At 61.1% G+C, this 20,449-nt stretch carries 21 protein-coding genes; 14 read left to right on the top strand and 7 right to left on the bottom strand.

All coding sequences use genetic code 11. The features are described from left to right. Window positions 1-22 precede the first annotated feature (22 nt). Window positions 23-373 (bottom strand): preprotein translocase subunit YajC, encoded by a 351-nt coding sequence (yajC, locus tag HPQ62_RS00765; RefSeq protein WP_174800604.1) that lies wholly within the window; start codon window positions 371-373, stop codon window positions 23-25. Window positions 374-605: 232 nt separating this feature from the next. On the opposite strand from yajC, the gene HPQ62_RS00760 reads away from it, so the two are divergent. Continuing rightward, complete coding sequence (locus tag HPQ62_RS00760) at window positions 606-1,496, top strand: ATP-binding protein (RefSeq protein WP_174800603.1); 891 nt, start codon at window positions 606-608, stop codon at window positions 1,494-1,496. 389 nt (window positions 1,497-1,885) lie between these two features. Here HPQ62_RS00760 and ettA read toward each other — a convergent pair whose 3' ends face one another. Continuing rightward, window positions 1,886-3,535 (bottom strand): energy-dependent translational throttle protein EttA, encoded by a 1,650-nt coding sequence (gene ettA / locus HPQ62_RS00755; RefSeq protein ID WP_174800602.1) that lies wholly within the window; start codon window positions 3,533-3,535, stop codon window positions 1,886-1,888. 177 nt (window positions 3,536-3,712) lie between these two features. On the opposite strand from ettA, the gene HPQ62_RS00750 reads away from it, so the two are divergent. Beyond that, complete coding sequence (locus HPQ62_RS00750; protein WP_174800601.1) at window positions 3,713-4,039, top strand: BON domain-containing protein; 327 nt, start codon at window positions 3,713-3,715, stop codon at window positions 4,037-4,039. Between the two features lie 2 nt (window positions 4,040-4,041). Here HPQ62_RS00750 and HPQ62_RS00745 read toward each other — a convergent pair whose 3' ends face one another. From HPQ62_RS00745 to HPQ62_RS00730, 4 genes are all read right to left on the bottom strand, one after another. Then, on the bottom strand, window positions 4,042-4,773 hold the full coding sequence (locus HPQ62_RS00745; protein WP_174800600.1) for a ribonuclease T2 family protein: 732 nt from the start codon (window positions 4,771-4,773) through the stop codon (window positions 4,042-4,044). Between the two features lie 78 nt (window positions 4,774-4,851). Then, window positions 4,852-5,196 (bottom strand): RidA family protein, encoded by a 345-nt coding sequence (locus tag HPQ62_RS00740; protein ID WP_174800599.1) that lies wholly within the window; start codon window positions 5,194-5,196, stop codon window positions 4,852-4,854. Between the two features lie 77 nt (window positions 5,197-5,273). Beyond that, window positions 5,274-5,612, bottom strand: a complete 339-nt coding sequence (locus tag HPQ62_RS00735; protein WP_174800598.1) for a protein tyrosine phosphatase family protein — start codon at window positions 5,610-5,612, stop codon at window positions 5,274-5,276. A 72-nt stretch (window positions 5,613-5,684) separates the two neighbouring features. Next, window positions 5,685-6,521: a DUF4432 family protein gene (locus tag HPQ62_RS00730; protein ID WP_174800597.1), complete on the bottom strand. Its 837-nt coding sequence runs from the start codon at window positions 6,519-6,521 to the stop codon at window positions 5,685-5,687. A 150-nt stretch (window positions 6,522-6,671) separates the two neighbouring features. Between HPQ62_RS00730 and HPQ62_RS00725 the strand changes: the two genes are divergently transcribed. The 9 genes from HPQ62_RS00725 to gndA all read left to right on the top strand — a co-directional run bounded on the left by HPQ62_RS00725 (window position 6,672) and on the right by gndA (window position 16,411). Continuing rightward, window positions 6,672-7,985 (top strand): L,D-transpeptidase, encoded by a 1,314-nt coding sequence (locus HPQ62_RS00725; protein ID WP_174800596.1) that lies wholly within the window; start codon window positions 6,672-6,674, stop codon window positions 7,983-7,985. A gap of 71 nt (window positions 7,986-8,056) precedes the next feature. Further along, window positions 8,057-9,481 (top strand): cryptochrome/photolyase family protein, encoded by a 1,425-nt coding sequence (locus HPQ62_RS00720; protein ID WP_174800595.1) that lies wholly within the window; start codon window positions 8,057-8,059, stop codon window positions 9,479-9,481. 95 nt (window positions 9,482-9,576) lie between these two features. Further along, the gene (locus HPQ62_RS00715; protein ID WP_174800594.1) at window positions 9,577-10,608 is read left to right on the top strand and encodes a cysteine synthase A; all 1,032 of its coding nucleotides are present in this window, start codon (window positions 9,577-9,579) and stop codon (window positions 10,606-10,608) included. Window positions 10,609-10,675: 67 nt separating this feature from the next. After that, window positions 10,676-11,404 carry an alanyl-tRNA editing protein gene (locus HPQ62_RS00710; protein ID WP_174800593.1) on the top strand — a complete coding sequence of 243 codons (729 nt, stop codon included), beginning with the start codon at window positions 10,676-10,678 and terminating at the stop codon, window positions 11,402-11,404. 26 nt (window positions 11,405-11,430) lie between these two features. Beyond that, on the top strand, window positions 11,431-12,270 hold the full coding sequence (gene sseA, locus HPQ62_RS00705; RefSeq protein WP_174800592.1) for a 3-mercaptopyruvate sulfurtransferase: 840 nt from the start codon (window positions 11,431-11,433) through the stop codon (window positions 12,268-12,270). A gap of 5 nt (window positions 12,271-12,275) precedes the next feature. After that, entirely contained in the window at window positions 12,276-12,839 is a 564-nt protein-coding gene (locus HPQ62_RS00700; RefSeq protein ID WP_174800591.1) for a GNAT family N-acetyltransferase, read from the top strand. Window positions 12,840-12,928: 89 nt separating this feature from the next. After that, complete coding sequence (locus tag HPQ62_RS00695; RefSeq protein ID WP_174800590.1) at window positions 12,929-13,855, top strand: glutaminase; 927 nt, start codon at window positions 12,929-12,931, stop codon at window positions 13,853-13,855. A gap of 50 nt (window positions 13,856-13,905) precedes the next feature. Then, window positions 13,906-14,754 carry a tRNA 2-thiocytidine(32) synthetase TtcA gene (gene ttcA, locus HPQ62_RS00690; protein ID WP_425312594.1) on the top strand — a complete coding sequence of 283 codons (849 nt, stop codon included), beginning with the start codon at window positions 13,906-13,908 and terminating at the stop codon, window positions 14,752-14,754. 232 nt (window positions 14,755-14,986) lie between these two features. Then, on the top strand, window positions 14,987-16,411 hold the full coding sequence (gndA, locus tag HPQ62_RS00685; RefSeq protein WP_174800589.1) for an NADP-dependent phosphogluconate dehydrogenase: 1,425 nt from the start codon (window positions 14,987-14,989) through the stop codon (window positions 16,409-16,411). A gap of 108 nt (window positions 16,412-16,519) precedes the next feature. On the opposite strand, the gene HPQ62_RS00680 is transcribed toward gndA, so the two are convergent. Next, on the bottom strand, window positions 16,520-17,623 hold the full coding sequence (locus tag HPQ62_RS00680; RefSeq protein ID WP_174800588.1) for a diguanylate cyclase: 1,104 nt from the start codon (window positions 17,621-17,623) through the stop codon (window positions 16,520-16,522). A gap of 272 nt (window positions 17,624-17,895) precedes the next feature. On the opposite strand from HPQ62_RS00680, the gene HPQ62_RS00675 reads away from it, so the two are divergent. From HPQ62_RS00675 to HPQ62_RS00665, 3 genes are read left to right on the top strand one after another with little or no spacing between them, the layout of a single operon-like run. After that, complete coding sequence (locus tag HPQ62_RS00675; protein WP_174800587.1) at window positions 17,896-18,585, top strand: fumarylacetoacetate hydrolase family protein; 690 nt, start codon at window positions 17,896-17,898, stop codon at window positions 18,583-18,585. Between the two features lie 34 nt (window positions 18,586-18,619). Beyond that, complete coding sequence (locus HPQ62_RS00670; protein WP_174800586.1) at window positions 18,620-19,162, top strand: gamma carbonic anhydrase family protein; 543 nt, start codon at window positions 18,620-18,622, stop codon at window positions 19,160-19,162. Then, window positions 19,159-20,442 (top strand): GGDEF domain-containing protein, encoded by a 1,284-nt coding sequence (locus HPQ62_RS00665; protein WP_174800585.1) that lies wholly within the window; start codon window positions 19,159-19,161, stop codon window positions 20,440-20,442. The genes HPQ62_RS00670 and HPQ62_RS00665 overlap by 4 nt, the downstream gene beginning before the upstream one ends. The last annotated feature ends 7 nt before the right edge of the window (window positions 20,443-20,449 follow it).

Here is a 20,449-nt window from a genome sequence, read left to right as displayed (position 1 = left end):
CAGGGACCGGCCGCGAACAGTATCAGGCCTTGGTCTTGGCCTCTTCGGTCTTCACCGGCTCGCCCTTGACCCGGACTTCCGAGACGTAGGAGCGCATGATCCGGATACGAACGCCGTCGGCGATCTCGACTTCGAGTTCGGTGTCGTCAATGACCTTGACGACCTTGCCAACAATGCCGCCGCCGGTGACGACCTGATCGCCGCGGCGAATTGCGGAGAGCGTTTCCTGGCGCTTCTTGGCCTGACGGCGCTGCGGCCTGATCAGCAGGAAATACCAGATTGCCATCAGGGGAACGAACAGGAAGATCATTTCCATACCGGATCCCATCGGACCTGCTGCGCCCGCTGCCTGGGCGTAAGCCGTGCTAAACATGTCGCTCAAAACTCCTCAAACCAGAACCGGGGCCGCGCCCCGCGCCGTGACGGGGACTGCCCCCGCGGATGTGTCGCCGGTATATAATCGGAGCCCCGTCCAATGCAACAATAGCAGCCGAAACACCGGCGCTTTTTATGATTTAGTGGCCTTTTTGCCGGTAAACCGGCCTTGCAAGGCGTCAGGAAACAGCAATTCTGAGCGCCGATCGCATAGCAGTGGAGAAAACAGAATGGCCCGTGGAGAAAATCATTTGGATACCGGCGCCACAGAAGCCCTTCTTGCCGAAGTCAGACGGCTGGCGGATGCGCTGGAGCGCATGGCCGGTCCCGCACCGCGTGAAAGCGACCTTGAGGCCGCCGACTGTTTCGTCTGGCGCGCCGAGCAAAGCTATCTGGCGCCCGTTGAGAAGCCGAGCCGTGTCGGCCTGTCTCTGATCCAGGGCGTCGATCATGTGCGCGATATCCTGTTTGAAAACACGCTGCGCTTTGCCGAGGGCTTTCCCGCCAACAATGCGCTTCTCTGGGGCGCGCGCGGCATGGGCAAGTCATCGCTGGTCAAGGCGATCCATGCCGAAATCACCAGCAAGAACACGTTGCCGCTGAAGCTTGTTGAGCTTTACCGTGAAGATATCGGCACCCTTGGCGACCTTCTGGACATCATCCGAAACGCCCCCTACCGCTTCCTGCTGTTTACCGACGACCTGTCCTTCGACCATGACGACGCCGCTTACAAATCGCTGAAGGCCGCGCTCGATGGCGGCGTCGAGGGAAGGCCGGAAAACGTGCTGCTTTACGCCACCTCCAACCGCCGCCACCTGATGCCGCGCGACATGATCGAAAACGAGCGCTCGACCGCCATCAATCCGTCAGAAGCCGTCGAGGAAAAGGTCTCGCTGTCAGACCGGTTCGGCCTCTGGCTCGGCTTCCACAAATGCTCCCAGGACGATTACCTGGCGATGATCGACGGCTACGCAGCCCATTTCCGCCTCGACGGCACGCCCGAAACCCTCCACGCCGAAGCCCTCACCTGGGCCACCACCCGCGGCGGCCGCTCCGGCCGCGTGGCATGGCAGTTCGTGCAGGATCTGGCGGGACGCCAGCGGAAGCGGCTGGAGATGTGAGGGTGCAGGAACCGGGTTCGCTTGAGGGCAGCCTGACCTGGCAAGCCGAGGTCTCGGAATATGCTCCCTTGCTGAGCCCCTCCACTCACTCAGTGTCATCCTCGGGCTTGACCCGAGGATCCAGGCAGTCTCCATCAAACCGCGACTTTACTTCGATTTCCGGTGGGCGCGGCCTGGATGCTCGGGTCAAGCCCGAGCATGACCCCTGGGGGTGGCATTGAAAATGAGAAAAGGAACCGGCTTTTCGGGCAGCCCACTGGAAGACTGACAAGTCGAAGTCTGCAGAACGGACCCTGCTGCCGGCTTTCCTTCACACAGGGCTTTCCGACAAATCTCATGGCATGCCTAGAAAAAAAGCCGACTTCGCAGGAAGTCGGCTCAATCACATATTACCTAGTCAGCCGCTTGTAGCTCACCCGGCTCGGCTTCACGCTTTCCGGGCCAAGCCTTCTGATCTTGTCGGCTTCGTAGTCTTCGAAGTTGCCCTCGAACCATTCCACGTGACTGTCGCCTTCGAAGGCGAGGATGTGGGTGGCGAGGCGGTCGAGGAACATGCGGTCATGGCTGATGATCACGGCGCAGCCGGCGAAGGCTTCGAGCGCATCTTCCAGCGCACCCAGCGTCTCGGTGTCGAGGTCATTCGTCGGTTCGTCGAGGAGCAGCACGTTGGAGCCGGACTTCAGCATCTTGGCAAGGTGAACGCGGTTGCGCTGGCCGCCGGAGAGGTTGCCGACCTTCTGCTGCTGGTCGCCGCCCTTGAAGTTGAAGGCGCCGCAATAGGCGCGCGAATTCATCTCGAACTTGCCGAGCTTGATGATGTCGTTGCCACCGGAAATCTCTTCCCAGACATTCTTGTCGCCATCGAGCGAATCGCGGCTCTGGTCGACATAGCCGAGATCGACGGTGTCGCCGACGCGGATGTCGCCGCTGTCGGGCTTTTCCTGGCCGGTGATCAGCTTGAACAGCGTCGACTTGCCGGCGCCGTTCGGACCAATGACGCCGACAATGCCGCCGGGCGGCAGCTTGAAGGACAGGTTTTCGAACAGGACCCGGCCATCGAAGGCCTTCGACAGGTTCTCGGCCTCGATCACCACATTGCCGAGGCGCTCGCCGACCGGAATGATGATCTGCGCATCGCCGGGGCGACGGTTTTCGGCGGACGCAACCAGTTCGTCATAGGCGCGGATACGAGCCTTGGACTTGGCCTGGCGGGCCTTCGGGCTTGACGCAATCCACTCCTGCTCGCGCGACAACGCCTTCTGGCGGCTGCCCTCCTCGCGGGCCTCCTGCGCCAGACGCTTGGCCTTGGCCTGCAGATAGGCCGAGTAATTGCCCTCGTAGGGAATGCCGCGGCCGCGGTCGAGCTCGAGAATCCAGCCGGTGACGTTATCCAGGAAGTAACGGTCGTGGGTGACCATCAGGATAGCGCCCGGATATTCGCGCAGGTGCTTTTCAAGCCAGGCGATGGTCTCGGCGTCGAGGTGGTTGGTCGGCTCGTCAAGGAGCAGCAGGTCGGGCTGGCGCAGCAGCAGCTGGCAGAGCGCCACGCGGCGGCGCTCACCGCCGGAAAGCGTCTCAACGTCCGAGTCGCCCGGCGGGCAACGCAGCGCGTCCATCGCCATCTCGACCTGGTTTTCGAGGTCCCAGAGGTTCTGCGCGTCGATCTCGTCCTGAAGGCGCGCGCCCTCGTCGGCGGTCTCGTCGGAATAGTTCATCATCAGTTCGTTGTAACGGTCGACGATCGCCTTCTTGTGGGCGACACCTTCCATCACGTTTTCGAACACGGTCTTTGTGGGATCGAGCTGTGGCTCCTGCGGCAGGTAGCCGAGCGTTGCGCCTTCCGCGAGCCAGGCCTCGCCCGTCCATTCCTTGTCGAGACCCGCCATGATTTTGAGGACGGTCGACTTACCGGCGCCGTTCGGTCCGAGAATACCGATCTTGGCGTCCGGGTAGAAGGAAAGATGGATGTCTTCGAGGATCTTCTTGGCGCCATAGGCCTTCTTGAGCCCGGCCATGTGATAGATGAACTGACGTGCCATAAGCGGATAAATCCCGGTTCGAATTAGCTGTTGGGCGCTATTTAGGGGAAATGGCGCCGTTTCACAATGCGCGTTCCGCAATTGGCGCAAGCGTCATAAAGCGGTCACGAAATGAACAATTGCCGGTGCCAGACGTTTCACTGTCAGACTACACTGGCAATATGGAAGGAAGCGACAATGGTTCTGAAAAAAGCGGCTTTCTATGGAGACCCTGTAGAAAATGCCGACGAGTGGAATCCTGAAGCGCGCATGGAAGACGAGATCGCAAGCGAACTCGCATCTTCCGGCCTTATCGACGCCTCGGATGTCCGCGTTGCCGTCAATGGCGAAGAGGCCCGTCTCACGGGACAGGTTCTCCAGCGCGAAGAGATCGCGATCGCCGGCAACATTGCTCTTTCGGTCAAGGGTATCAAGCGCGTGCGTAATGCCATCAGACCGAAGGATATGCGACCTCACAATCCGGGCAAGGAAGCCGACGCGCGCGCGCAGTCGCGCACGCTGTGAAATCAGTCATACCCGGCGGGATCGACAAACCCGCCGGCACATCCGAATGACGTTTCCCCCGCCCCGTGGATCAGCTCTGCGAGGCTGAAATCCCGTTTGTAGTCGCGGGAGAGGCCGATGGTGATCTCGGTGATCATCAGGTCCCGCCCCTGTCCATCGCATTTCATCTTGACGCGTCTGTCCGCCCCTTCTCCGAACGACGACACGAATGCGTTCCGGATCTCCGTTTCTGAAAGATAGCGCCCGATATTGGCGGCAAACAGCCGGGCGACATCGGAACCGTTGAGCTCGTCCATCAGATCAAGCGAGCGCCGATAGTAGGCTTCCGGCGTGAGCCCTGTGCAGGTACCGTGCTTGACCCACTCATGGCGCTGCAGCCCGGATTGGCTTCCGGGCATCACCATGTCGAGCCGCGCACGGGTATCGCGTGACAGGTTCAGCAACGGCAGCGACAGCCAGTCCCCCGCCTGATCCCGCTTGCGGGTTTCAGCATCGACACCGCAATACTCCGCGTGAAGCGGCCAAAGCCCGTGCAGGGAAAAGCGCTGCGCGTCGAAGCGGTCCTCGCCTTGCGTGCGGCATTCCGGCTTGGCGCGATGGGTTTCGCAAAATGCCGGCTGCCAGCTGACCGCCAGCAGGGCGGCGGTATTCCCGGCGGACGCGGGCAGAGCGGTCATCGATCCGGACAGAAGTGTGGAGACCGCCATCAGGCACCGCCTCAATCCCTGCTTCATTGCGCGCTCCTTACGACTTCATAGAAAACGGCCGCCGGAACAGTCTGCCCGGCGGCCGTGACAATGAAAAGGCGACAATCAGTCGATCGCTGCCGTCACCGTAAATTCAACAAGGATATGCGGCGCGGCAAGTTCGGCCTGGCTGGTGGCACGCGCAGGCGTATTCTCCGGATCGACCCAAGCCTTCCAGACCGCGTTCATTTCGGCAAAATTGCTCATGTCCTTGAGGTAGACCAGCGTCTGCAGGATCCTGCTTTTGTCGGTGCCGGCTTCCTTCAGCAGCGCGTCGACCTTGGCAAGGCAATCCTTGGCCTGCGCCGTCACATCGTCGCCATTGCCCACCTGACCGGACAGATAGACCGTATTGCCATGAACAACCGCACCGGACATGATCGGACCGGGCTGAATGCGTTTTACCGTCATCGAATTCACTTTCATTCGTGTGTTGAAGACTTCAAAGCCGGCCCGAGAGCCGGCTGGGAATATCGGTCGTGAAGCCGTCAGCCGCGCAGGCGCCTGGCTTCTTCATAGATGCGGGTTGAGCGCGCGCCGGAGCGGCAATAGGCCAGGACCGGCTTTTCCATGTCGTCGAGCGCATCGACCATGCCTGTCACAGCTTCGGGGGTCAGGCCCATACCGCCGACAGGCACATGCGCAACATAAAGCCCGGCATCTTCGGCGGCCTTCTTGATCTCGGCAAATTCCGGCTGTCCGGGTTCTTCGCCATCGGGCCTGTTGCAGACGATGGACTTGAAGCCGGCAGCCTTGATCTCGGCAATCTCGTCGGGCGTGATCTGTGGGCTTACGGAATAAAATTCATCGATCGGGCGGATATTCATGACGGCATCCTCTTTGCTTTTGTCGGAAGAAGGTAAGCAGATTGCGCCGATTTGCAAGAGATCGCGCAGCGTTCAGTCAAAGCGGATCCTGAGCGAAAACCGCTTCGAGCCGCCGGGCTCCACCGGCTCCAGCTCTCCCGCCTCGGCAATCTTGCGCCTCGAGGTCCAGCGGTGGGATGCGGGCTCGATGCCGACGATATGGGCAGGCGCTTCCTGATTGCGCCAGATCTGGAGATGCGGCAGCGTCGTGGTGTCCACGGAAAGGATGAAGCTGCGTCCGCCCAGCGCTGCGATCGGCCCGAGCCGCGTCGTGGCCCAGCCGTCGCTTCCGGCAACAGCGGGCACGCAGAAAATGCCGTGATCGCCCTCGCCGAATCGCCAGGGCAATGCGCCTTCCGGCAAAGATTCGCCTTCCAGGCGGACGCCGTCATCGAAATGCATGGCACCGAAATTGATGTGGTACATCATCATGACCGGCAGCGCGCTTTCGCTCCGGTTGATCACGGTGTCGACCAGCGACAGCTCACCTGTCTCCCCGTCAAGCGTCCAGCAGCGCTCGATCAGCATCTCCCCGCCATTGGCGGTTTTCACGGGAATGGCGGCGACGCATTCGGCACCGCGCGGACCGCTTTCGAGCGACTTGATCACGGCGGCATGCGAAGACGCAGAACCATGCAACGGAAAGAAACGCCCCTCCCCGCCCTCGACCGGCTCCGGATGGCGGATATGGTCGGGGCCGCAGGTAAACAGGAAGCCTTCCAGCGAATGGTCGATCCGCGGATCGCCATCATCGGGAATGGCGCGCTTGGGCGCAATGTCAACGCCGGCGACGATTGCCGCGCCGATGTCGAGTACCGACGTCGGGTCGAGCGCGAAGGACGGCCCGGTTCCAGTTGTGAATTCGATCATGATCCCCCCGTCGTAAAACCAAATTTAACCATGTTTGAGCCCTAATGAAACCGGATACGTTCACCAGACGTTCATCATGCAAGACGTTGATTAAGGTTAAAACGAATCTTGCGAAAGGCTGCCAACTATAGCGGGCACACGGTTCAAATCATGCGAAAAGCGAAACTCTACACCATTCCGTTTCTCATGGCGCTCGCAGCATCGGCTGCGATGCCTGCTGCGGCCCACGAACCCATCTACAAGAACGGCCGGCAGATCCTGCTGATCGCACCGGACGGTGCCATGCTCGACTATATTCCCGAAGCAGGCAGCGTTGTGCTGAGCCGCGATCAGGCGGGTCGTCAGATCCTTCTCGACGCGAATGGCAGCCTGGTCGCAACCGAGATCTATGCCGACGAGTTCAACGCTGAATATTCCAGTTACGACAACGGCTATGACCGTGGCTTCGCGCGCGGCGGCAACTGGGGCAATAACGGCAATGGCGGGGGCTTCGGCGGCCGCAACGGCTTCCCGTCCCAGAACAGCTTCCCGTCACAGAACGCTTTCCCGGCAGCGCCGGAAACCGTGACGCCGGATCGCCCAGACACGCCCGCCCCGGTCGCGAAGGCTCCTGCCAAGCCCGACATGAACATTGTCGCTGTCCAGGTCTTCCTCGATCGCAACGGCTTCTCGCCGGGCGTCATCGATGGCCTGATGGGCGACAATGTGCGCAAGGCGCTCGATGCCTATAACGAGGCCACCGGCGAGCACCTCGACGTTGCCAAAGACAGCGAGAAGATCATGCAGTCGATGTCGCTCGATGGCGGGCTGCCGTTTACGACCTACACCATCACCGCGGAGGATGCCGCCGGTCCCTATGTCGCCTCGATCCCATCGGACTATTCGGAAAAGGCCGAGCTTGCGGCGATGTCCTACACCTCGGTCTCCGAGATGCTGGCCGAAAAATTCCACATGGACGAGAATTTCCTGAAGTCGATCAACAAGGGCGTTGACTTCACCCGTCCGGGATCGACCGTGAAGGTGGTCAGCATCGGCAAGCCGGAAAAGGCCAAGGTTGCGACGATCCTTGCCGACAAGCCGCGCAAGCAGCTGCGCGCCTATGATGCGGAGGGCAATCTGGTGGCCGCCTACCCGGCGACCATCGGGTCGTCGGACACACCCTCCCCGTCCGGAACGGTTTCGGTGGAACGGATCGCGATCGACCCGAACTACACCTACAACCCGCACAAGAATTTCAAGCAGGGCGACAATAACGAGGTGCTGACGATCAATCCCGGCCCCAACGGCCCGGTCGGCAATGTCTGGATCGCGCTGTCGAAACCGAGCTACGGCATTCACGGCACGCCGGACCCCGACAAGATCGGCAAGACGTCCAGCCATGGCTGTGTGCGGCTGACCAACTGGGATGCCCAGGAACTTGCCAAGATGGTTTCGCCCGGCGTCACCGTCGAGTTTCTCGAATAGGCTTGCCTTTTCCTTCTGCCCCGCCGCCCTAGATCATGCTCAGCATGACATCAGGACGGTGGGAAAGAACAATGGGCAAACCGGCACTCTACTGGATCCGCAAAGATCTTCGCCTTTCAGACAATCGCGCGCTCGCAGAAGCGTCCGCCGATGGCCGGGCCGTGGTGCCGGTCTACATCCGAGAGGATAACGGCAACGGACCCTTGGGGGCGGCGCAGGCGTGGTGGCTTGAACGCTCGCTGGAACAGCTTGCCGATCGCTATGAAGAGCTCGGCGCCCCTCTTGTGCTGCGCAGTGGTGATCCCCTGAAGGTCCTTCGGGACCTCCTGGAAGAAGCCGGCGCAGATTGCGTGTGCTGGAACCGGCGCTACAACACCTTCGGCATCAAGACCGATACAAAGATCAAATCCGCGCTTGGCGATGACGGCATCACGGTCAAGAGCTTTGCCGGGGAGATCCTGCACGAGCCCTCGACCTTCAAGACCAAGTCCGGAGGCCATTACAAGGTCTATACGCCGTTCTGGAAGGCATTCTCGGAGGAAGCCCACGTGCCCGATCCGGTCGATCCGCCGGAAAAGCTGAACACGATTTCGAAGAAGCTGAAATCGGACACGCTCACGGACTGGAAGCTCTACGAGGGCAAGCCCGACTGGGCGGAAGGCTTCAGCGAGATATGGAGCCCCGGCGAAGAAGGCGCGCGCGCGCGGCTCGACCATTTCGTTGACGAGGTGATCGAGGATTACGCCGACAAGCGCGACCGACCGGACAGACAGGCGACCTCCATGCTCTCCCCGCACCTTGCCCTGGGGGAGATCTCACCGGCGACCATCTGGCATCGCATCAACAACGAAAAGTCGATCTCGGCAAAAAACAGGAAGAAATTCCTGCAGGAACTCGTCTGGCGCGATTTCTGCCATCACCTTCTGTTCCATGCTCCCGACCTTGCCGAGAAGAACTGGAACGGCCGTTTCGACGATTTCGAATGGAAAGAGGACGACAAGGGTTTCGACGCCTGGACGAAGGGCAAGACCGGCTATCCGATCGTCGATGCCGGCATGCGCCAGCTCTGGCGCGAGGGCACCATGCACAACAGGGTGCGCATGATCGCCGCCTCCTTCCTGATCAAGGATCTGATGATCGACTGGCGCCGCGGCGAGAAATGGTTCCGCGATACGCTGGTGGATGCCGACCCCGCCTCCAATCCCGCGAACTGGCAGTGGGTTGCAGGTTCCGGAGCCGATGCCGCCCCGTTCTTCCGCATCTTCAACCCGATCCTTCAGGGCGAGAAATTCGATCCGGCGGGCGACTATGTCCGGAAATATGTGCCAGAGCTTGAGGACATGCCGAAAAAGCACATTCATGCGCCCTTCGATGCGCCCGCCGAGGTTCTGGAAAAGGCGGGCGTCAAGCTTGGAGACACCTATCCCGAGCCTCTGGTCGACCACAAGGAGGCGCGCAAGAAGGCGCTTTCCGCCTTCGAGGCGATAAAGGACTGAAATCAGTTTGCGCTGGAGCCGGTTTCTGCGAAAACGGAATCCTTGGAAAAAGCTGCGGCTGGCTGCACAAGTACGGAAAAATCGAGAGCAAGATCATGACCACGCATTCCTCCGTTATCGACCTCATCGGCAATACCCCGCTGGTGAAGCTGAAGGCCGCCTCCGAAGCGACCGGCTGCACCATCCTGGGCAAGGCCGAATTCCTCAATCCCGGCCAGTCGGTCAAGGACCGGGCCGCGCTCTACATCATCCGCGATGCCGAAAGGCGCGGGCTCCTGAAACCCGGCGGCACGATCGTGGAAGGCACGGCCGGCAATACTGGTATCGGGCTGACCATGGTCGCCAATGCGCTCGGCTACAAGACCGTGATCGTGATCCCGGAAACGCAAGCGCAGGAGAAGAAGGATGCGCTGCGGCTTTTGGGCGCGGAACTGGTGGAAGTGCCCGCCAAGCCCTACCGTGACCCGAACAACTACGTGAAGCTGTCGGGAAGGCTCGCCGAACAGCTCGCAAGGGAAAACCCCAATGGCGCGATCTGGGCGAACCAGTTCGACAATACCGCCAACCGCAACGCCCATATCGAGACCACGGCGGAGGAGATCTGGCGCGACACCGATGGCAAGGTTGATGGCTTCATCTGCGCGGTCGGCTCGGGCGGTACGCTGGCCGGCACCGGCATGGGGCTGAAGGCGAAAAACAAGGACATCAAGATCGGCATCGCCGATCCTGAGGGCGCAGCGCTTTACGAATTCTACGCGCATGGAGAGCTGAAGAGCGAGGGCGGCTCGATCACCGAGGGCATCGGCCAGGGCCGCATCACCGCCAATCTCGAGGGCTTCACGCCCGATTTCGCCTACAGGATCGCCGACAGCGAAGCGCTGCCGCTGATCTTCGATCTGGTGACCGAGGAGGGCTTGTGCCTCGGCGGCTCATCGGGCATCAATATAGCAGGTGCCATGCGCCTGGCGCGCGAGCTCGGCCCCGGGCACACCATCGTCACCATCCTGTGCGACTATGGCAACCGGTATCAGTCGAAGCTCTTCAATCCTGATTTCCTGAAGGAAAAGGGGTTGCCGCTGCCGGAATGGCTGACCCGCAAGCCGGAGATTACCGCTCCGTTCGAATAAGGCATGTCGCGGTCAGCAATACGTCTGACGGCCGCGATTTGCGGCAGACAAGAAGATCGAGCGACCCATGCCAGTCAGTGCCCTCTACCGCGACGATTTCTACCTGACACGGTGCGACGCGGTGGTGACGGCGGTCCATGAGGATGGCACGTTCGAGACCGACCGCACCTGCTTTTACGCCACGTCCGGCGGGCAGCCCGGCGACACCGGTACGGCGACGCGGAGCGATGGATCAACCATCGCACTCGCCGTCACCCGCCATGGTGACGGCAAGGACGTGATCCTCCATGTTCCGGCTGAGGGCGAAACGCCGCCCTCTCCCGGCGAGGCGCTCACCCTCGCGATCGACTGGCCACGCCGCCTCAAGCTGATGCGGATGCACACCGCCTGCCACCTCCTCTCCGTCGTCTGTCCCTATCCGATCACCGGCGCTTCCGTCGGCGAGGACGAGTCGCGCGTCGACTTCGACATGTCGGAGACCATCGACAAGGACGCGGTCACGGCTGAGATGATGAGGCTCGTGAGCGAGGACCATCCGGTCTATGTTCAGTGGATCACCGATCAGGAGCTTGCCGAAAACCCCGGCATCGTGAAATCGAAGAACGTCCGCCCCCCGATGGGGATGGGGCGGATATCGCTGGTGGCGATCGGCGAGAACGCCTCGGTCGACAGCCAGCCCTGCGGCGGCACCCATGTTCGCTCGACAGCGGAAGTCGGCGGCATTCATATCGGAAAAATCGAGAAAAAGGGCCGCGAGAATCGGCGTTTTCGGATACGGTTCGACGCGAACGCGTGAGGCCAGCAGTTGAGGAGTGTCGTCAGATGAGTTTTGTCGTGCCGCCGGAATGGGTCGAGGAGAGGCTGGGCACCGCCGGCTTTTCGGTCATCGACGCCTCATGGTACCTGCCCGCCCACAACCGCGACCCGCGCGCGGAATATGCCGCGGGCCATCTTCCGGGCGCCGTCTTCTTCGATCACGATATCGTCTCCGACACGACCAGCGGCCTGCCGCACACCCTTCCCTCTCCCGAGGCCTTTGCAGCCGCAATGGAAGAGCTCGGCGTCGGCAGCGACGACACCATCGTGGTCTATGACGGACCCGGCTATTTTTCGGCGCCGCGCCTTTGGTGGATGCTGCGTCTGATGGGCGCAGGCGATGTGCACGTTCTCGATGGCGGCCTTGACGGTTGGCGAAAGGAGGGACGTCCGCTGGAGACAGACATTCCCTCCCCGCGACCCGCGACGTTTTCACTCGATGCGCGACCAGAGCGGGTCACCTCCCTCGACGACATGCGCACGATCGTCGCCTCCGGCAGCCGGCAGATCGCCGACGCCCGCAGCAGAGCCCGCTTCGAGGCGGCAGAGCCCGAGCCGCGCGCCGGCATGCGGGCGGGCCATATGCCCGGCGCAAAGAGCCTTCCGGCGTCAACTTTCGCCGAGAATGGCCGGTTCAAGTCGGAGGAAGAGCTGCGCGCCCTGTTCGACGAAGCCGGGATCGATCTCGAGAAGCCGGTCGTCACCACCTGCGGTTCTGGCGTGACTGCAGCGATCATCTCGCTTGCGCTTGAAACGCTTGGCCACACGGACAACACGCTCTATGACGGATCATGGTCCGAATGGGGCAGCCGTGAAGATACGCCTGTCGCGACCGGAAAGGCATGACCTGAATGACGAAGAAGACGCCCGCACCGATGCCGGTTCACGTTACCCGGCTGGAAATGACCGCGCCGCCGAAGGCTCATATGCTTGCCCCTTCCAGCCTGCATATCGCACTGATGCGCGTTCCGGAAATTCCGCTCGCCTATTACCGTTTTCTCTATCGCCAGGTCGGAACGCGCTGGGAGTGGGTCGATCGCGTACGCATGAGCGACGAGGATCTGGCCGCAACCATTCACAATGACCGCACCACGATCACCGTCTTCTATCTGGAGGGCGCGCCTGCGGGCTTTTACGAATATCACCGCGAGGATGACCAGACGACCCGGTTGGTCCATTTCGGCCTGTTCGAACGGGCGCTCGGCTTCGGCGTCGGCAAGTGGTTTCTGTTGCAGGCCCTGAAGGCGATCTGGGCCGACCAGCCGACAAAGGTGATTACCGAGACCAACAACCTCGACCATCCCCGCGCGCTGCAGCTTTATCAGCAATTCGGCTTCTCGCCGGTCGCCACCTACGAAAGCGAGATCCAGCCGCTTGCCGATTCGGAGCTTCTGGCGCTCGCCCGTCAGTTCTAGCGTCCAGACATGCGAAGCCGCGCTTCGGGCGGCTTCCGGATCGAACCGGCAATGCGCTATCATGACCCTTTATCAGGGAGATCCATGGCATGAACCTGCAGACCATTGCCGACGATATCGTGCGCGATCTTCAGCCGCGCATCGGAGAAGGTGCGGTCGCCGACTATATTCCGGAGCTTGCCAAGGTCGACCCGAACCAGTTCGGCATTGCGATCGCCACCGTCGACGGCAAGACTTATCAGGCAGGTGATGCCGACACGCATTTTTCGATCCAGAGCATTTCCAAGGTGTTCATGCTGACGCTCGCGCTCGGCAAGATCGGCGAGGCCACCTGGAAACGCGTCGGTCGGGAGCCATCAGGCTCCGCCTTCAATTCGATCGTCCAGCTCGAACACGAGCACGGCATTCCGCGCAATCCCTTCATCAATGCGGGCGCAATCGTCGTCACCGACATCGTGCTTTCCGGCCACAAGCCGCGCGAGGCGATCGGCGAGCTTTTGCGCTTCATGCATTTCGTCGCCAATGACGATACGATCTCGATCGACGAAAAGGTTGCCCAGTCGGAGCAGCGCACCGGCTATCGCAATTACGCGCTTGCCAATTTCATGCACGGTTTCGGCAATATCCACCACCCGGTCGATCACGTCCTGGGGGTTTATTTCCACCAGTGCGCAGTGACCATGAACTGCGTGCAGCTTTCCCATGCCGGGCTCTACCTCGCCAATCACGGCATCAATCCGCTGACCGGATTTACCGTGGTTTCACCGCGCCGCGCGCGCCGTATCAACGCGCTGATGCTGACCTGCGGGCATTATGACGGTTCCGGCGACTTTGCCTACCGTGTCGGTCTTCCCGGCAAGTCCGGCGTCGGCGGCGGCATTCTGGCGGTCGCCCCGGGCAAGGCATCGATCGCGGTGTGGTCGCCGGGCCTCGATGCCACCGGCAACCCCGCGCTGGGCTCCGTTGCACTGGAAATGCTCGCCGCGCGCACCGGCTGGTCGGTGTTTGCCGCTTGATTGCGGGCCGTTAAACAGGCATTCCCATGGCGAGAGAAACGCCCGGAGCGATGATGAACGAACTGGCCGACGATATCCTTCCCGATGCCTTCCACGCATTGTTTGCCGACGCCCCCTCCTCCGTCAGCTTCGGCAAGCTGCGCAAGCGCCTGCTGAGACAAGTGCGCCAGGCGATCGCCGATTTCGACATGCTGAAGGAACAGAAGCGCTGGCTGGTGGCGCTTTCCGGCGGCAAGGACAGCTACGGCCTGCTCGCCATTCTGCTGGAACTCCAATGGCGCGGCCTGCTCCCGGTCGAGATCATTGCCTGCAACCTCGATCAGGGCCAGCCGAATTTTCCGAAGCATGTCCTGCCTGACTATCTGGCCAAGATCGGCGTTCGGCACCGGATCGAATACCGCGACACCTATTCGATCGTCACCGAAAAGCTTGCCCCCGGTTCCACCTATTGCGCGCTATGCTCAAGGCTCCGGCGCGGCAATCTCTACCGGATTGCGCGCGAGGAAGGCTGTGATGCGCTGGTGCTCGGCCATCACCGCGAGGATATTCTCGAAACCTTCTTCATGAACCTGTTCCATGGCGGCAAGCTTGCCGCCATGCCGGCCAAACTGCTGAATGACGAAGGCGACCTGATGGTGCTGCGTCCGCTCGCCTATGCCGCCGAGGACGATCTGGCGCGCTTTGCCGAAGCGATGAAATTCCCCATCATTCCCTGCGATCTCTGCGGCTCCCAGGATGGGCTGGAACGCAATGCGATGAAAACCATGCTCGCCGAGATGGAAGCGAAGATGCCGGGCCGCAAGGATGTCATGCTGCGCGCGCTTTCGAACGTCAATGCCTCCCACCTTCTCGACCCCTCGCTCTTTGATTTTTCAGGGCTTTCGGCCGCCCCCCGCTAGAGGTCGGTATCGGCTCGCTTCCGGGCGGCCTCCGTGACAGAACCGCGAAACTTTTCTGCACCGCGCTCGAAATGAGACGGTTTTGCCTCTGCAAGCCTTGCCGTTTGCGCGCTGCGGTGCCAAAAAAGGCCAACCTTGGGCCACCTGCTGCCACGCAGACCAGATGATGACCCGGGTTTTCGAAATTGGCATCGCTCTTGAAGTCGATGCTTTCAGGACAAGAGGTGATGTCGTGGAAAAAGCTGAAATCGGACTGATCGGGCTTGGAGTGATGGGCTCCAATCTCGCCCTCAACATTGCCGAAAAGGGCAACAGGATCGCGGTTTACAACCGGACCGCCGACAAGACGCGCGCATTTTATGCCGGCGCCGGCGAGTTGCAGAAAAACATCGTGCCGACCGAAACGCTGTCGGATTTCGTTGCCGCCATCCGCCCGCCGCGCCCGATCATCATCATGATCAAGGCCGGTGACCCGGTTGACCAGGAAATCGAAAAGCTTCGCCCCTATCTCGGCAAGGGCGACATCGTCATCGACGCCGGCAACGCCAATTTCCACGATACCCGCCGCCGCTTCCAGGAGCTGGACGGCACCGGCCTCACCTTCATCGGCATGGGCGTTTCCGGTGGCGAAGAAGGCGCCCGCCACGGACCTTCCATCATGGTCGGCGGCACCGAGGACAGCTATGCGCGGGTCGAAAAGGTCCTGACCTCGATCTCCGCGAAGTTCGACAACGAACCATGCTGCGCATGGCTCGGCACCGACGGCGCCGGCCATTTCGTCAAGACCATCCACAACGGCATCGAATATGCCGACATGCAGATGATTGCCGAAATCTACGGCATCCTGCGCGACGGCTGCGGCATGGACGCCAGCGACATCGCAAACATTTTCGGCGAGTGGAACAAGGGCCGCCTCAATTCCTTCCTGATCGAGATCACCGAAAAGGTGCTGCGCGCCGCCGATCCCGAGACCGGCAAGGCCATGCCCGACGTGATCGTCGATGCCGCCGGCCAGAAGGGCACCGGCCGCTGGTCGGCAATCGAGGCCCAGCAGCTTGCCGTGCCCGCAACCGTGATCGAAGCCGCCGTTGCGGCGCGTTGCCTGTCCGCCATGCGCGGCGAGCGCGCTGCCGCCGAGCCGATGTTCAACAAGGAAGACCTGTCCTTCGGCATCGAGGCAGGCCCCTGGCTCAACCGCGATCTCGAACTGGCATTGTTTGCCGCCAAGATTGCGGCTTACGCCCAGGGCTTCGACGTGATGGCGGCTGCTTCCGATGAATATGCCTGGAAGCTGCCGATGCCGGAAATCGCCCGTATCTGGCGCGCAGGCTGCATTATCCGCTCGCAGTTCCTCGACGAGATCACCAAGGCGTTTTCCGACACCCCGGATGTCGCCAACCTGATCGTGACGCCTGCATTCGCCGCCATGGTGAACGAGTGCATGCCGTCGCTGCGCCGGATCGTGTCGGCTGCGACAGCCGCAGGTCTGCCGGTTCCGGGCCTTGCCTCGGCACTTGGCTATTTCGACGCCTACCGCCAGTCCCGCGGCACCGCGAACCTGATTCAGGCCCAGCGCGACTTCTTCGGCGCCCACGGCTTCGACCGCCTCGACGGTCGCGATATCCATCACGGCCCCTGGGGCAGCGGCGCTGTCTGAAGCCGGCCACAAGAATCGAAGAAGCCCCGGAAACGGGGCTTTTTTTTCGTCGGGAGAACGCGGCTTCGCGCTGCGCTCTTGCGGGCCGGCCTAGGGCTTGAGAAAATTCTAGACTGCCCTCTGCGTCGTGGCGGCAATCGCATCCGGACGATAGACGCAGATCCGGTTGCGGCCGCTATTCTTCGCCTCATAAAGCGCCTCGTCTGCATGATCGATCACATGAAAGAGCGATGGCGTCTTCACGCCTGATTGGGCGACGCCGATGCTCACCGTCACCCGGACCTCATCCCCTTCGGCGTCAAAACGCTCTTCTCGGACCTGCTGCATGATATCCTCGCCAATGCGCCGGGCATTGTGCAACGTTGCCTCTCTCAGAACCACGCAGAATTCCTCGCCACCATAGCGCACCACGATATCGAAGCCGCGAAGGCGGCCGACCACCACATCAGCCAGCCTGCGCAGCACGATATCCCCAAAGCTGTGGCCGTGAATGTCATTCAGCGATTTGAAGTCGTCGATATCGATCATCAGAATTGCGAACTTGCTGCTCGCGTTCTGCTTCCTGACCTGCCCATCGAAATCTTCCAGCGCACGCCTGTTTCGAAGGCCCGTCAGCGGATCACGTTCGGCCTCTCGCTTGTAGGCGATATATTCGGCCTCGCGGCGGTCTTCCATGGCCAGCAGATAACCAAGGATCACCGTGCCGAACACATTTCGCAACACCAGAGCCGGCGTGCTCATCAAAAAGGCGGGGACGGGTGCGAGAAAGACGCTGAGGAGCGATATGCTGAGCGCCAGGCCGAGAATGGTCAAGCCGATCAGATCCGTGCGCTGACGGCTGAGGCGCGCATAGACAAGGCCGACAGCGGCTGCGAGCAGAATGCTGACGCAGCCCGCAAGCATGCCTGCGCCGCCGATATAGATGCGCATCGACAGCGACGTCGCCACCACGATGGCGGTCGCCAACGGCCCCCCGAAAAGCGCGGCGAGCGCCACCATGACCGTGCGAATATCAAGAACGATCCCCGGACTGACGACCAAGGGATCGAGCATGGTCACAAGCGTGCCGAAGCTGAACAGTATTCCGATGGCGAACGATGAACGCAGCATGGAAAAACGCGCGTGCCGGATGCCACGGTAAGCCATGACCAGAAGCGCCACCATGCCGACCTTTTCCAGCATCGCGATGATGATTTCGATGTTACCAAACATTTCTATCCGACCTGACCGGCCCTTTTTCGAAGTTTGCGCCCGCAATACCATACCGCGACGCTCCCAACCGCCGAAAGCTTGATCTTCGATGCGGACTATTTGAGGTACCTAAGCGGCGAAAGACATTCATCCGCACCGGTTCTGACCTCTTTATCACTGGACCCGATCGGTCTAAGACCCTATTTTGCGCGCAATTTGCCTCATACTCCGTAACCGATAGGCGTCGGTGTGGTTCCACATCATGCAAGCATTTTTTACAGGACATTCCGTCTATGACCACGACCGTCATACCCTTTCCGCCCGCAGTCACCTTGCCTGTCGAAAACAGTGCGCTGACCTTTCCGGTTCGCCGCGTCTATTGCGTCGGCCGCAATTACGCAGCCCACGCCGTGGAAATGGGGCATGACCCCACGCGCGAAGCGCCGTTCTTCTTCCAGAAGAACCCCGACAATCTGGTTCTGCCCGGAAACCCGTTTCCCTATCCCGCGCTCTCCGAAAATGTCCATCACGAGGTGGAATGCTACGTCGCGCTCAAGGACGGCGGATCCGATATTGCCGTGGATCAGGCGCTTGCCTGCGTATACGGCTACGGCGTGGCCGTGGATTTCACGCGCCGCGACATTCAGGACGAAGCCAAGAAGCAGGGCCGTCCGTGGGAAATGTCGAAGGCATTCGACCACTCGGCCCCGGTCTCCGCGATCGTGCCGGCAAGCGCGATCGGCCATCCCGACCACGGCGCCATCACGCTTGCGATCAACGGCCGGACGGTGCAGAGCGGCGACCTGTCGCAGATGATCTGGAAAACCGCCGAAATCATTGCGGAACTGTCACGCTATGTTGCGCTTGCTCCAGGCGACATCATCCTGACCGGCACGCCCTCGGGCGTCGGCCCCGTCAAGCGCTCGGACCATGTCGCCTGCGCCATCGAAGGCCTAGCAGAACTTGCATTCGAGGTGATCTGATATAATGTCAGGTTGCGCTTTGGAGGAGACGAAAGTGCCGCTTTATACCCTAGCCGAAACAACGCCAAGCCTCCCGCCCGAGGGGCGCTACTGGATCGCCCCTGATGCAGCCGTCATCGGCAACATCATCATCGGGGAGGATGTCGGCATCTGGTTTTCGGCCGTGCTGCGCGGAGACAACGAACCGATCACCATCGGCCGCGGCAGCAATATCCAGGATGGCGCCGTCATCCATACCGATCTCGGTTTTCCCGCCACGATCGGCGAAGGCTGCACGGTTGGCCACCGGGCGATCCTGCACGGCTGCACCATCGGCGACAACAGCCTGATCGGCATGGGCGCGACCGTTCTCAACGGCGCCTCCATCGGTCGGAACTCACTCGTGGGCGCGAATGCGCTGGTGACCGAAGGCAAGTCGTTTCCCGACAACAGCCTGATCGTGGGCTCTCCCGCACGTGCCGTGCGCACGCTCGACGACAGCGCAATCGATGGGCTGAAGCGCTCGGCCGAAAACTATATTGCCAACTGGAAACGATTCCAGCGCGAGCTGAAGCCAGCGGGATCGCCTGCTCGATGATCTTGCGCCGCATTGGAAGTCTGTCGAGCGAGGATCAGGCGCTCGATAACCAGATCGAACAGAATCTCAAGCGACGGGGACCGATGCTGCGTTTCACGCGGCCGCTAGAACGGCGTTATATCGATGAAATGCATCCCAGCCGCCATCGCCAGCTTGTCTGGACCGGCCTTTTCGGAGTCGTTCTGATTGCGCTGATCGCAATCGTCGATGTGATCTATCGGGAAGAGCTGCTGTTGCGCATGTCCCTGATCCGCGCCGGCGTCATCGCGGCGTTGCTGCTAGCGCTGACAGTGCTGGTATTACGCGACGTTGACACGCGCTTGCCGGGATGGATGTCGATCTTCGGCATCGCGGTCGCAGCGTTCGGAGCCGGGCTGATGCTGATTACACCCGGCAATCCGATCGTACAGTCTGAGCCCTATACTTTTCTGATGATCGCCATTGTCGGCAATATTGCGCTGCCGCTGAGGACATCCCAGGCGCTTGTGGCGGCCCTCGTCAACTTCGCCATTGCTGCCTGTTTCATCCTGCCTCTCGACACGCTGATGGAAAACGAGAAGGCAGCGCCGCTGATCTTCCTCGCCGTCACGAGCGTGCTCACGCTGTTTGCGAGCTACCGGATCGAATCGATCGAGCGGAAGGTCTTCCTGCTTTACCTTCGTGAGAAGGTCTACGCCGACGCGCTCTATGCCAAATACAGATCGCTCAACGAGATTTCCCATACCGACGCCCTGACCGGGCTCGCCAATCGCCGGCTGTTCGACGATTTCCTGCAGCAGCACTGGGTCGAAGCGGCAGAATCAGAAAAGCCGATCGCGATGCTGATGATCGATATCGATCACTTCAAGGGCTACAACGATACTTACGGACATCCCGCAGGCGATGAATGCCTGAAACGCGTCGCCGATGTTCTCAAAGCCTGTTCGCGCAGCCAGGAAGACCTTCCCTCGCGCTTTGGCGGCGAGGAGTTCGCCTTTGTGCTGCCCAACAGGGAGGAGCATGCGGCGCTTGCCCTCAGCGTGCGCATCCACCATGCGATCGAAGACCTCGCCATTCCCCATGCGGGAAGCCCCCTCGGCAGGCTTTCGGTGAGCATCGGCATTGCCGCCGAACGCCCGGCAGCGACGCAAAACGATCCGCGCGGACTTTTGATCCGTGCCGATCGCGCGCTTTATGCGGCAAAGCGCGCCGGGCGCAACTGCACCCGTGTCGACGTCTATTCAGAAGCCGTGATGAAATTTCCTGCGTCACATGCCGGGGCACGGTCTCCGACAGGCTGATTGCCGC

The organism is Martelella limonii, from assembly GCF_013344475.1.
Taxonomy (GTDB): domain Bacteria; phylum Pseudomonadota; class Alphaproteobacteria; order Rhizobiales; family Rhizobiaceae; genus Martelella; species Martelella limonii.
This window is presented reverse-complemented; position numbering and strand designations above follow the sequence as displayed.